The sequence below is a fragment of the Yoonia sp. 67-2 genome (genome assembly GCF_035117555.1).
Lineage (GTDB): Bacteria > Pseudomonadota > Alphaproteobacteria > Rhodobacterales > Rhodobacteraceae > Yoonia.
The window spans coordinates 184,642-196,502 of record NZ_JAYKPK010000005.1 but is presented as its reverse complement, the minus strand read 5'-3'; the positions used below and the strand labels follow the sequence as shown (position 1 = coordinate 196,502).

The window sequence follows — 11,861 nt, the reverse complement described above, 5'->3', positions numbered from 1 at the left end:
TTCATCCACCTTACTTTGCTGCCGTCAGATCGCGGCTTTCAGCGCCTCTTCAAAGATTGCCAGACCTTCGTCGATGATCGCGTCGGATGCGGTCAGCGGCACCATGATCCGCAGCGCATTGCCATGCATCCCGCAGGACAACAGGATCAGTCCACGTTGCAGCGACTCGGCGACCACGGCCTTGGTCAGGGCTGCGTCGGGGGCATTGCTGTCCAGATCAGTGACAAATTCCACCGCCAGCATCGCGCCTAGGCCCCTGATATCGCAGATCCGCTCAGGGGCGACATGCGCGCCGATTTCGGCAAAGCGTTTGCGGAAATGGTCGCCAAGGGCGGTGGAACGGGCGAGCAAGCCTTCATCTTCAATCGCTTGGATCGCCGCCAAGGCTGCTGCACAGGCGACTGGGTTGCCGCCATAGGTGCCGCCAAGACCGCCGGGGATCATCGCGTCCATGATATCTGCGCGGCCAATCACACCGGCGATGGGGTAACCGCCAGCCATGGATTTCGCCACGGTGATCAGGTCCGGCACGACGCCGGAATGTTCAATCGCGAACCATGTGCCGGTGCGGCCGAAACCTGCCTGAATTTCATCCGCGATCAGCAGGATGCCGTGCTGGTCGCAGATGTCGCGCAGGGCGTGCATCATGTCAAACGGGACGGGGGTATAGCCGCCTTCGCCCAAGACAGGTTCGATGATGATCGCGGCGATGCGGTCAGGCTGCGCATCGGTCAGGAACAGGTTTTGCAACCCGGTCAGCGCGTCCTGCACGGTGATCCCGTCGCGCGCATTCGGGAAAGGCGCGCGGAAGATGTCAGAGGGGAAGGGGCCGACATCCTTTTTATACGGGCTGATCTTGCCGGTCATCCCCAGCGTCAGCAGGGTGCGCCCGTGATAGCCGCCGGTGAAGGCGATGATACCGGGGCGGCCTGTTGCGGCGCGGGCGATCTTGACGGCGTTTTCGACAGCTTCAGCCCCGGTTGTGACCAGCAGTGTCTTTTTCGGCTGATCGCCGGGGGCCAACGCGTTCAGCTTTTCGGCCAGCGCGATATAGGGCTCATATGGGACGACCTGAAAACTGGTGTGGGTATAGTGATCTTCCTGCGCTTTGGCGGCGGCGACCACGGCGGGGTGCCGGTGGCCGGTGTTCAGCACGGCGATACCACCGGCAAAATCGATGTAGCGGTTGCCTTCGACATCCCAAAGTTCGGCATTCTCGGCATGTTTGGCATAGATCGGGGCCGCAGAGGCAACGCCGCGGGGCACCGCCGCCTCGCGCCTTGCGATCAGATCGGCGTTGGTTTGCACCGCGATGGGGGTCGGCAGGGGCTTGTTCACGGCGTGATCCTTTATTGAGGTTGTTGCCGTGATCCTAAGCTGATCACGCCCACCCCTGTCAATCTATCCCAGCACCTGCGTCACGGCATCCTTGGTGACAGTCACAATCTCATCCGCCTGCGCGCGGGTCAGCGGGAAAGGCGGGGCAAAGCCGATGATATCGCCCTGCGGCATGGCGCGCGCAATCACGCCACGGTCGAGCATGGCGGCGACAACGCGGGGCGCGACCTTGTCGGCGGCGTCAAAGAACACCCGGTCATCGCGGTCTTTGACCAGTTCAACGGCGCACCACATGCCTTCACCGCGCACATCGCCGACATTTGTGTGATTGCCCACAGCCGCGGCCATGGTCTCGTTCAGATATGCACCGACTGAACCTGCATTGGCGATCAGGTTCTGATCATCCAGCAGTTTGAGGTTGGCAACACCGGCAGCGGCACAGATCGGATGTGCCGAATAGGTCCAGCCATGGCCGAAGGGGCCGAATTCATCGGTGCCTTTTTCCAGCACGTCCCACATCTTATCCGACACGATGGAGCCTGACAAAGGCGCATAGGCCGATGTCAGCCCTTTGGCGATGGTGATCAGATCGGGTTTCAGCCCGTAATGATCCGACCCCATCATCGTGCCAAGGCGGCCAAAGCCGGTCACGACCTCATCCGCGATCAGCAGGATGTCGTATTTGGTCAGGACTTTCTGGATCGCTTCCCAATAGCCCGCAGGGGGTGGCACGATCCCGCCGGTGCCCAGCATCGGTTCACCAATGAAGGCGGCGATGGTGTCGGGGCCTTCGCGCAGGATCAGCTCTTCCAGCTTTTGCGCGCAATCGGCGGAAAAGGCAGCCTCGTCCATGTCGCGATCTGCGCGGCGATAGAAATAGGGGGCTTCGGTATGCAGGACCTGTGTCAGCGGCAGGTCGAATTTCTTGTGAAACAATTCCAGCCCGGTCAGCGACCCGGTGACAAGGCCTGATCCGTGATAGCCGCGCCAGCGCGAGATGATCTTTTTCTTTTCCGGCCGGCCCAGCACATTGTTGTAATACCAGACCAGTTTGACATTGGTTTCATTCGCATCCGACCCGCTGAGGCCGTAATAGACGTGGTTCATCCCTTCGGGCGCACGCTCGGCGATCATCCGCGACAGGGTGATCGAGGCCTCTGTCCCGTGGCCGACATAGGCGTGATAATAGGCGAGGTCGTGGGCCTGTTTGGCAATCGCCTCGGCAATCTCGGGATGGCCGTAGCCGACGTTGACGCAGTAAAGCCCGGCGAAGGCGTCCAGTGATGTCCGTCCTTCACGGTCGGTGATGTGGACACCAGAGGCCGACTGAATGATCCGGTTGCCGATGTCGCGCCGGGCAAACTGGCCCAGATGGGTCGAGGGATGGAAGAAATGGTCATGGTCCCATTGGCTCAACTGGTCATTGGCAAGCTGGTCGGTCATCGTCTTCTCCTTCACGTTTCATGGCAGTCTAGGGGGATCGGGGTGAAGTCTCTAGCCCCAAGCCCGGTGCATTTGGCCTAAAAACGACATGCGATGCCGTTGTTCGCGTCTTGCCCCTTGCGGCGAAACAGCCCAGCCTTGTCGGAAATATTCTGACCAAAGGTGCCTGATGACCACATTCGAAGCCAATTTCCCGACCAGCGAATATCTGCGCCGCATCACCAAGACCCGGGCCGAGATGGCGACACGCGGGCTGGATGCGATCTTTGTCACTGATCCATCCAATATCTCTTGGCTGACGGGCTATGATGGCTGGTCGTTCTATGTATTCCAGGGCGCGATCCTGACGCAGGAAGGTGACCCGATCTGGTGGGGCCGCGCGATGGATACGTTGGGCGCGCGGCGCACGGTGTTCATGGAAGATGACGCCAATATCCGTGGTTATGACGATACTTTCGTGCAGAACCCGGCCAAGCATCCGATGCAGGAACTGGCGAAGCTCTTGACCGAACTGGGGTTGGAACAGGCCCGGATCGGGGTGGAGATGGATAATTACTATTATTCCGCCGCAGCCCATGCCGCCTTGCTGGCGGGGATGCCGCAGGCGCGGATCAGCGATTGCACGGGGCTGGTGAACTGGCAGCGCGCGGTGAAATCGGATCGTGAGATTGATTATATGCGCCGCGCGGCCCGGATCGTGGAAACCATGCATGCGCGGATCGTGGAACTGGCGGAGCCCGGATTACGCAAGAATGACCTGATCGCCGATATCTATGCCACGGGGATCCGGGGCGCGGATGGCCATTGGGGCGATTACCCCGCGATTGTGCCGATGGCGCCGTCGGGCATGGATGCGACAGCGCCGCATCTGACATGGGACGACCGCCCGATGAAAACCGGCGAGGCCACGTTTTTCGAGATCGCGGGCGCGCACAGGCGCTATCAATGCCCGCAATCGCGGACGCTGTTTCTGGGTCAGGTGCCTGACAAATACCGCGATGCAGAGGCTGCCGTGCTGGATGCGGTCGAGGCCGGGTTGGAACAGGCCCGCCCCGGCAATCAGGCGCAGGATATCGCCAATGCGTTCAATGCCACGCTGAACAAGGCGGGCTATGTCAAGGACAGCCGCTGCGGCTATGCCATCGGGATCAGCTATCCGCCCGATTGGGGCGAACGCACGATATCGTTCCGCAAGGGCGATACGACTGTCTTGGAACCGGGGATGACGTTTCATTTCATGCCCGCGCTCTGGCTGGATGATGGGGGCTTGGAGATTACCGAACCGATCCTGATCACCGAGACGGGCTATGAATGTTTCTGCAACACGCCCCGCGCATTGGTGGTGAAAGCATGAGCATTACACCCACCATCCCGCTGGATGCGCAGGGCGTGCATCATGGTTTCCTGAAGCTGCCCTATAGCCGCGATGACAGCGCATGGGGGTCGGTGATGATCCCGATCACGGTGATTGCCAATGGCGCGGGTCCGACTGCGCTGTTGACCGGGGCCAATCACGGCGATGAATATGAAGGGCCGGTCGCCTTGCAGGACCTCGCGGTGAGCTTGCGGCCGGCGGAAATTACTGGCCGTGTGATCATCCTGCCGATGATGAACCTGCCTGCCTTTGCCGCGGGCACCCGCTGTTCGCCCATCGACGGGGCCAATATGAACCGCAGCTTTCCGGGGCGGGCGGATGGCAGCGTGACGCAAAAAATCTGCCATTACATCGCCACCGAACTGGTGCCGTTGGCCGATATCGTGCTGGACTTTCATTCCGGCGGGAGCACGCTGGATTTCCTGCCCTTCGCCGCTGCACATATCTTGCCGGACAAAGCGCAGGAGGCGGCCTGTATGGCAGCGATGCAGGCCTTCAACGCGCCCTATTCGGTGCGGATGCTGGAAATTGATGCGGTCGGCATGTTCGATACCGAGGTGGAAAGCCAGGGCAAGACGTTTGTGACGACAGAACTCGGCGGGGCTGGGACATCCACCGCGCGCTCTGCCAGTATTGCGCGCAAGGGAATCCGCAATCTGCTGATCCATGCGGGGATATTGGCGGGGGACTTGCAGATTGATCAGACGATCCAGCTGGATATGCCGGACGACAGTTGTTTTGTGTTCTCAAAAGATGCCGGGCTGATCGATTATGTGGTCGATCTGGGGGATATGGTGAAGGCGGGCGACACCATCGCTCGGATCTGGCCCGCTGACCGCACCGGCGTGCCGTCGGTCGCCTGCCATGCCTTGCGCGATGGCATCCTGACCGCGCGGCATGTGCCGGGGCTGGTCAAGGTCGGTGACTTTGTCGCGCTGGTGGCAGAGATGGTCTGAAAACGGAACGACCCTGCCAACTTGCGTCGGCAGGGTCATCTCTTTTTACCATGCTACTGGTGAAAAACGGGCTTACATCGCGGGTGTCATGACGGCGTCGATGACGTGGATCACGCCATTGGACTGCGCGACATCGGCGATGGTGACGGTGGCTGTTGTGCCATTCTCGTCGGTCAACTGGATCATATCGTCGGTCATCGTCGCCTGCAGGATGCAGCCACCCAGTGTTTCAACCGGATAGGTGCCATCGGCATCCATGATCATCCCGGCAATCGCATCCGACATCACGCTGGCACCGACCACATGGCAGGTCAGGATCGTGGTCAGCTGATCGACGTTTTCGGGCAGCAGCAGCGATTCAACGGTACCTTCGGGCAGGGCGGCGAAAGCGTCATTGACCGGGGCGAAGACGGTGAACGGCCCTTCGGACTGCAAAGTCTCGACCAGACCGGCGGCTTGCACGGCGGCGACCAGCGTGGTGTGATCGGCAGAATTCACGGCGTTTTCGACGATATTTTTATTGGCGAACATCGCAGCACCACCAACCATCGGGTTCTCATTGGCGTGATTGTCCGCAAATGCCGATGTGGCAGCGATTGCGAAAGTGACGGCAGCAAAAGAAGTCTTCAGCATGATCTGGTTCCTATGTGTTCAGCCGAACTCTTGTCCGGCGATACAAAGACCCACGCCCGCTGATCTGGATAAGTTTCACCGCTGTTTGTATTTTTTCGCAACCCCGCATCTTCCGCAGGAATGTGAAAAGGCGTTTACAGAGAAACGACAGCGCCCACAGCAAGCACATCGCCTGTCGGCACGCCGGTCGGTGATCCGCCGACAGGTTCGTCGCTGATCGCCAGCGTGCCGCCTGTGATCGCCGGGATCAGTGTTGCGGGCAGGGTGATATCTGTCTGCGGTTCCGTCGGCAGGACGCCCAGCGAAACGGGGGCTTCGGCCCCGTCCGCAATCAACCACAATTCCAGCACGCGCCCGTCGATGGCCGCACCGGCCTGCCGGTCGATCCGCAGCACGCCAGTTTCGGGCGCGAAGCTGGCTAATACGATCAGCGACTGATCTTCGGCTGCGATCTGGGCGCTCAGGCTGGGGGTGAAGGGGGCCGTGGTCGGGTCCTGCGGCAAGGTCAACAGCACGACGACAGCCAGCGCTGCGGCCAGACCGGACCCCGCCAAAAGCCGCCAGAGCGACCAGCCGGGTTTTGCCGCCTGCGGGAACAGACGTGCCTCGATCTGCGCCTTGATCGTTTTGGGCGGGGTCTGAGGGGCAAAGTTCTCGGCCAGCGGGACAAGCTGTTCATCCCATTCCAAGATCAAAGCGCGCAGTGCCGGTTCTGCGTCCAGCCTTGCCTGAAACGCACGACGGCTGTCTGCGTCCATCAGATGCAGCGCATATTCGCCGGCAAGGGCGATATCGTCGTTATGATCGTCGGCACTTGCCATCAGCTCAGACATTCTTTCAGTTTGATCAGGCTGCGGCGCAGCCAGGTTCGCATCGTGTTCAGCGGCACCGCAAAACGCGTTGCCAGTTCGTCGTAACTATAGCCGTCCAGATAGGCACCGCGGACAGCCTCTGCCCGGTCAGCATCCAATTCGCTCAGGCAGCCATCAAGCCGCGACCGTTCGGACGCGGCCACTGCCGCTGCTTCGGGCGTGGGGCCGGTGTCTTTGAGATCATGCACCTCGTCGATATCCACAGACCCGCCTTTGCGGGCGCGCAGCTTGTCGATAGCGAGGTTGCGTGTCAGCGTAATCAACCAGGTCATCGGGCTGTAGCCATTGACGGCGTAGGTATTTGCTTTTTGCCAAATCCTGACAAATGCATCCTGTAGCGCGTCTTCGGCTTCGGCCCGATCATTCAAGATACGCAGGCATACGCCAAATAGTTTCGCCGAGGTCGCATCATAAAGCGCAGAGAAGGCCGCCCTGTCGCCAAGACCTACCCGCAGGATCATCTGTTCAACGTCATCTCGGGTCGTCATCTGACACCTTTGTTCGGGTTCTTGGTGGTTTAGCAGATCATTCCTGGGCGCGAAACCCAGCAGGCAAAGATATGCGTGATTGTCGCAGCTGCAACATTCTGCGTCGGTCAGCGGCACCGGCAGATTAGACATTCCCTAAATCGCAATTCTGGGAAACAATCATTTCGGAAAGGGGGCCGGATTGCGGCAGAAGGGACAATCATGTGAAATATACCAAACCACATGAGAGCTTTGATATCTTGGTGGATCAGCTTGCTGCCGCGATGTCAGATGCCAGCGGCGGGCAGGCCATGGCGCAGGCGGTTTCGAACCTGCCTGGCGATACTGCGGCGGTCGCGGATTTTCCGGTGCCACCAGCGGCGATTGTGCTGGTCGTCGACAGCGCTGGGCTGGTGATCAGCCAGAATGCCGCCGCGGCGCAGAATCTGGGGACAGAGCCCGGCAGCGCGCTGTCCGAGATCATGGAAACGCCGCAAGCCGCCAGGCAATTTCTGGCCCGCAAGGATTTTTCCGGTGATCCTGTCCCCGTCGTTGTCGCCACGCCCGAGGGAGACACGATACTGTTGCTTGGCGTGACCCATGAAGAAGGTGGGTTGATCACCCTGCATGAGGTGCGCCGGGGCCTGGATGATCGCGTCCAGCAGCAGCTTGCGGATACGATCGGATTATCGGCGGGTGAAACCCGGGTCTATTTCGGCTTGCTTGAAGGAAAAACGGTTGATCTGATTGCAAGTGATCTGCATCGGGCCCCCGGTACGGTCCGCCAGCAGGTTAAGGCGATCCTTGCCAAGGCCGGCGTGCGGTCGCAGGTGCAACTGGTGTCGCTGGCCTATGCCTTGTCGCTGACAGCAGACCGCACCGCCAATCCGCAGGCCAGTGTCAAACGGCGCGCAGTCGGTACCGCCTTGCGGATCAATCCTGCCGGAGAGGTCGGCTTCCACCGCTTTGGGCTGCCGGGCGGGATGCCGGTGTTGCTGTTCCATGGTGCTTTGTTCGGCATCGCTGCCTTGCCAGAGGTGCAGGCAGGGGCCCATGCGCTGGGCCTTGATATCATTGCGCTGGAACGGCCCGGTTATGGTCATACGCCGATGCCGCCTGATGGGGACAGTCTGACATGCGCGATGACCCATGCGGTGCAGACGCTTGATGCGCTGGGCATCGCACGGGCCGTGGTGATCGCCCATGATGTCGGCACGCGCTTTGCCGCGCGTTTCGCGCTGACCCAGCCTGACCGCGTTGCCGCCGTGATCGCCGCCCCCACGACCCCGCCGATGAAAAACTGGGCGCAGACCGCGGACATGCCGCGCCGCCACCGCGTCAATGCCTGGGCCGCGCAGAACCTGCCCACGCTTATGGATAAGATCGTCATGCTGGGTCTGTCGCAGATCGCCCGCAAAGGTGTCGATCTGATTCCGCAATTCGTGTTTGGCGATTGTGCCTTTGACCGCGCGGTGATGGAGAACCCTGCCAGAGCCATCGCCCTGCAAGACGTGTTTTCGCTGGTCTGGCAGCAGCGCGGCATCGGATTTCGTCGCGACATGCTGATCACCAATGATGATTGGCAGGCTGAATTGGCCGGGATCGCTGCCCCTTTTATCGCGCTGCACGGTGCCAACAGCCAGACCGTTTCGCGCCGCGCGGTCGAGGCGATGGTGGCCAGCCTGCCGGATGGACATTTCCGGCTGGTCAGTGATGCCGGGCACAGCCTGCCGCTGAGCCATAGCGCGCTGATCTTCCGCTATGCCTTTGCTGCGGGCATGCGCGCGGGGCTTGCGGGGGCAGAACACGGGATGGTGTGACGGTTGCTATTGCCGGGGCTTCGGTCTTTACCTGCCGCGTCACTGTCGGAAAGGATCACCATGACCGAACAAGAGATCACCGCAAACTGGGATTATGTCGCCGACAGCGTGATGGGCGGGGTGTCGCAAGGTCAGATGACGCAGGAACTGGTCAAGGGCCGTCTGGCGCATGTGTTGCGCGGGCAGGTATCGCTCGACAACTATGGCGGGTTTGTGCAGATCGCCACCGATCTGCCGGACAGTATCTCAGCCGAAGGATGGGAGGGTCTGGCGCTGGACCTGACCGGCAATGATGAAAGCTATGACATTCGCCTGCGCACGACGGATCTGACGCGGCCTTGGCAGTCGTTTCGTGCTGAGGTCGTGGCGGGGCCAGATTGGGCGACAATGCGTCTGCCTTTCACCGCTTTTGCCGCACATCGGCACGACATGCGATTTGACCCGCAGGCCCTGACCCGGATCGGCCTGCTGGCGATTGGCCGGGCTTTTCAAGCGGATGTCGCTGTTGCGGGGTTGCGGTTCTACCGGTGAGAGACCTACCGCCACTGTGCGGATCCGCGCAGAGCGGGTGTTTTTCGCTTCACCACCAATGACCTGAATGCGATAGTCATGGCTCACACATAGATCGAGGCAGAATAATGCGCTGGACCATCATCTCTTCTTTATCCGCTTTCGTGCTTGCTGCGGGCTGTACTGCCAGCGGCAACGCCACGGTGACAGGCACGGGACCTGACGATCTGTTGAAACTGCGGGCCGGTCCGAGCCTTGCCTATGATGTGATCCTGGGCCTGCCGGACGGTACGCCGTTGAACCGGCAAAATTGCGTGACCGAATTGGGCCAGCGGTGGTGCCGCGTCTCATTGGCCACAGCGCCAGGTATCACGGGATATGTCTCTGCCGATTATCTGACCGCGCCTTAGATTGAGGCAGCGGGTTCTTATGCGGCGTGACGAGGGTCTGCACTGTCGCAGATGGCGTGAAACTTGGTATTCATGCCGCCCTCGGTGCGCCCGATCAGATTGCAATGATCCCTGAACGCGTCCTCGTTTATGGTTAGAGTTTTCCGCCAGATTTTTCCTTGGCTGGGAGAGGAGCTGATTGCGATGAAAGTATCCAAATTCACGGACGCGCAGAAGGCGTTCATCATCAAATTGAACTTAAATTAGAGTTTGTGAATATCTGGAGCGTTGTTCAGAAACCGGCAGAAGGTCACTGGTTGAAGTTCCGCAGGCCTGGTTTCGCAAGTATCACACCCCCACTGGCCTGATCATGCTGTCATCTAGGCCACCTGGATGGACGGTTTCGTAATAGTCGCGCAGCTGAAGATCCTCGGCAGCAGCAGCATCGATAAGGATCGTGACCCGGGCATGAAGTTGGAGCGCCGAAGCAGGGCAAGCCGCCGACAGCGGTCCTTCGATCATCTGCGCAACAGCTCGGGATTTCCCAGACCCGGTTGCTAAAAGGAGGATCTCTTTGGCATCAAGGATCGTTGCAATACCCATGGTGATGGCAAGTCGAGGCACAGTCTCGCCAGAGGCGAAGAACCGTGCGTTGTCGGCGACGGTCTTGCGCGTCAGCGTCTTGACGCGGGTGCGAGAGCCAAGGGAAGATGTGGGCTCATTAAAGCCGATATGCCCGTTTGCACCCAACCCCAGCAGTTGCAGATCTATTCCGCCGGCGGCCCGAATTGCCGCTTCGTAACGATCGGCCTCTGCCATAGGGTCGGCAGCGTCTCCGCGCGGCAAATGCGCTCGGTCTGCGGGCAGCTGAAGGGCATCGAACAGATGGGTTCGCATGTAATGTGCATAGCTTTGCGGGTGTGTCGGGGGCAGACCCACATATTCGTCGAGATTGAAACTGGTGAAAGTGGCAGGGCCCCGCCCCAGTTGCCCGAGCAGTGCGGCATAGACCGGCTTCATCGTACCACCCGTCGCAAGACCAAGCACGGCACAGGGAGAGGATACCAATTTTGCCGCAATCCTGCGTGCTGTTTCGGCGCTGGCAGTGGCTGCATCGGAATAGATCAGGATTTTCATCAGGACTCTCTTGTCGGGGAAAGGGAAATTAAGTCAGTGAACAGTAACGGGGCGATCCCGTCGCCAGATCCAGAACAGGCAGAGCAGAATGATCGCCGCACCTCCGATCAAATGCGCTGAGGGGCGTTCGGCGAAAAAGACCCATCCTGCGACCGTGGCGAAAAGGATCGATCCGTAGGATATTGGCGCCAACACTGCGGCCTCTTGCGCACGATAGGCGCGCAGAAAGCAATATTGGCCGGCTTGGCCGAGGACGCCTATGGCAATGAGAGCAGGCCAATCACTGGCGTTGACCGGCTGCCAGAGCAGGATTGCGGGTCCTGCCGTCAACACAGTCAAACCAAGCGTGTAGAATAGCATCATCACTGTCGGGCTTTCACGCCGCAGTGCGCGGGTCTGGACCACTGCCAGAGATCCGAACAGGACCGAGGCCACCGCGGCAACCAGACCGGTCATGGCGATACTGCCGCCCAAGCTGCCGCGCAGATCCGGCACGACGGCAATGGCGACGCCGCATACGATTCCGGCCGATCCGATCCAACGTACAAGAGAGATCGTTTCCCGCAACAAAGCGACAGCAAGCAGCATGGTGATGATGGGGCGCACGTAGCCAATTGCATTGACCATGGCCAACGGCAGCGCCGTTAAGGCGATAAAATTGGCGCTCAGCGCTATGGCGTTACATCCGACACGAAATGCATTTCGCCAAGGCGCGTGCATGGCCCACAGATCAGCGCGTCTGGTCCACACCAGCGGCAGGATCAGCACAAGACCCACCGCAGCACGCAGAAAAACAATCTGGATCGCGGCGAAATTTGCTCCGGTGAATTTCACCAAAACTGTCATGCCGGTCACGAGCGTCATATCCGACAACAGCCAGAGCACGCCATCGCGGGCCTGCGGGGAATCCGGTTTTCCCAT

The 11,861-nt window shown here is 60.2% G+C and carries 12 protein-coding genes; 5 read left to right on the top strand and 7 right to left on the bottom strand.

The features are described 5' to 3' along the window. Nucleotides 1-24: 24 nt before the first annotated feature. Nucleotides 25-1,338, bottom strand: coding sequence for a 4-aminobutyrate--2-oxoglutarate transaminase (gene gabT / locus VOY09_RS10370; RefSeq protein WP_322895389.1), 1,314 nt, complete (start codon nucleotides 1,336-1,338; stop codon nucleotides 25-27). Between the two features lie 63 nt (nucleotides 1,339-1,401). Then, nucleotides 1,402-2,781 carry an aspartate aminotransferase family protein gene (locus VOY09_RS10365; protein WP_322895388.1) on the bottom strand — a complete coding sequence of 460 codons (1,380 nt, stop codon included), beginning with the start codon at nucleotides 2,779-2,781 and terminating at the stop codon, nucleotides 1,402-1,404. Between the two features lie 169 nt (nucleotides 2,782-2,950). Between VOY09_RS10365 and VOY09_RS10360 the strand changes: the two genes are divergently transcribed. Both VOY09_RS10360 and doeB read left to right on the top strand, forming a co-directional pair. Then, a complete protein-coding gene (locus VOY09_RS10360) occupies nucleotides 2,951-4,135 on the top strand; it encodes a M24 family metallopeptidase (protein WP_322895387.1) in 1,185 nt (394 codons plus the stop codon). Next, nucleotides 4,093-5,112, top strand: a complete 1,020-nt coding sequence (gene doeB, locus VOY09_RS10355) for a N(2)-acetyl-L-2,4-diaminobutanoate deacetylase DoeB (protein WP_416236768.1) — start codon at nucleotides 4,093-4,095, stop codon at nucleotides 5,110-5,112. Before VOY09_RS10360 ends, doeB begins: the two co-directional genes overlap by 43 nt. A 72-nt stretch (nucleotides 5,113-5,184) precedes the next feature. Here doeB and VOY09_RS10350 read toward each other — a convergent pair whose 3' ends face one another. The 3 genes from VOY09_RS10350 to VOY09_RS10340 form a co-directional block, all read right to left on the bottom strand. Further along, complete coding sequence (locus VOY09_RS10350) at nucleotides 5,185-5,745, bottom strand: fasciclin domain-containing protein (protein ID WP_322895385.1); 561 nt, start codon at nucleotides 5,743-5,745, stop codon at nucleotides 5,185-5,187. Between the two features lie 134 nt (nucleotides 5,746-5,879). Next, nucleotides 5,880-6,566: an anti-sigma factor domain-containing protein gene (locus VOY09_RS10345; protein WP_323811279.1), complete on the bottom strand. Its 687-nt coding sequence runs from the start codon at nucleotides 6,564-6,566 to the stop codon at nucleotides 5,880-5,882. Continuing rightward, complete coding sequence (locus tag VOY09_RS10340) at nucleotides 6,566-7,105, bottom strand: sigma-70 family RNA polymerase sigma factor (protein WP_322895383.1); 540 nt, start codon at nucleotides 7,103-7,105, stop codon at nucleotides 6,566-6,568. The genes VOY09_RS10345 and VOY09_RS10340 overlap by 1 nt, the downstream gene beginning before the upstream one ends. A 203-nt stretch (nucleotides 7,106-7,308) precedes the next feature. Here VOY09_RS10340 and VOY09_RS10335 point away from each other — a divergent pair, with 203 nt between their 5' ends. From VOY09_RS10335 to VOY09_RS10325, 3 genes are all read left to right on the top strand, one after another. Further along, nucleotides 7,309-8,904 (top strand): alpha/beta fold hydrolase, encoded by a 1,596-nt coding sequence (locus VOY09_RS10335; RefSeq protein ID WP_322895382.1) that lies wholly within the window; start codon nucleotides 7,309-7,311, stop codon nucleotides 8,902-8,904. 60 nt (nucleotides 8,905-8,964) lie between these two features. Further along, nucleotides 8,965-9,435, top strand: coding sequence for a CIA30 family protein (locus tag VOY09_RS10330; RefSeq protein ID WP_322895381.1), 471 nt, complete (start codon nucleotides 8,965-8,967; stop codon nucleotides 9,433-9,435). A gap of 107 nt (nucleotides 9,436-9,542) precedes the next feature. Then, nucleotides 9,543-9,824 (top strand): SH3 domain-containing protein, encoded by a 282-nt coding sequence (locus VOY09_RS10325; protein ID WP_322895380.1) that lies wholly within the window; start codon nucleotides 9,543-9,545, stop codon nucleotides 9,822-9,824. Between the two features lie 327 nt (nucleotides 9,825-10,151). Here the strand turns inward: VOY09_RS10325 and nagB are convergent, their stop codons facing one another. Both nagB and VOY09_RS10315 read right to left on the bottom strand, forming a co-directional pair. Then, nucleotides 10,152-10,940 carry a glucosamine-6-phosphate deaminase gene (nagB, locus tag VOY09_RS10320; protein WP_322895379.1) on the bottom strand — a complete coding sequence of 263 codons (789 nt, stop codon included), beginning with the start codon at nucleotides 10,938-10,940 and terminating at the stop codon, nucleotides 10,152-10,154. Nucleotides 10,941-10,973: 33 nt separating this feature from the next. Next, entirely contained in the window at nucleotides 10,974-11,861 is an 888-nt protein-coding gene (locus VOY09_RS10315) for a DMT family transporter (protein WP_322895378.1), read from the bottom strand.

Bases quoted from the DNA above. Each gene is read 5' to 3' on its own strand.
- VOY09_RS10360 (WP_322895387.1), top strand. From the start codon at position 2,951: ATGACCACATTCGAAGCCAATTTCCCGACCAGCGAATATCTGCGCCGC.
- VOY09_RS10365 (WP_322895388.1), bottom strand. From the start codon at position 2,781: ATGACCGACCAGCTTGCCAATGACCAGTTGAGCCAATGGGACCATGAC.
- nagB (WP_322895379.1), bottom strand. From the start codon at position 10,940: ATGAAAATCCTGATCTATTCCGATGCAGCCACTGCCAGCGCCGAAACA.
- doeB (WP_416236768.1), top strand. From the start codon at position 4,093: ATGTTTCTGCAACACGCCCCGCGCATTGGTGGTGAAAGCATGAGCATT.
- VOY09_RS10345 (WP_323811279.1), bottom strand. From the start codon at position 6,566: ATGGCAAGTGCCGACGATCATAACGACGATATCGCCCTTGCCGGCGAA.
- VOY09_RS10330 (WP_322895381.1), top strand. From the start codon at position 8,965: ATGACCGAACAAGAGATCACCGCAAACTGGGATTATGTCGCCGACAGC.
- VOY09_RS10340 (WP_322895383.1), bottom strand. From the start codon at position 7,105: ATGACGACCCGAGATGACGTTGAACAGATGATCCTGCGGGTAGGTCTT.
- VOY09_RS10350 (WP_322895385.1), bottom strand. From the start codon at position 5,745: ATGCTGAAGACTTCTTTTGCTGCCGTCACTTTCGCAATCGCTGCCACA.
- VOY09_RS10325 (WP_322895380.1), top strand. From the start codon at position 9,543: ATGCGCTGGACCATCATCTCTTCTTTATCCGCTTTCGTGCTTGCTGCG.
- VOY09_RS10315 (WP_322895378.1), bottom strand. From the start codon at position 11,861: ATGGGAAAACCGGATTCCCCGCAGGCCCGCGATGGCGTGCTCTGGCTG.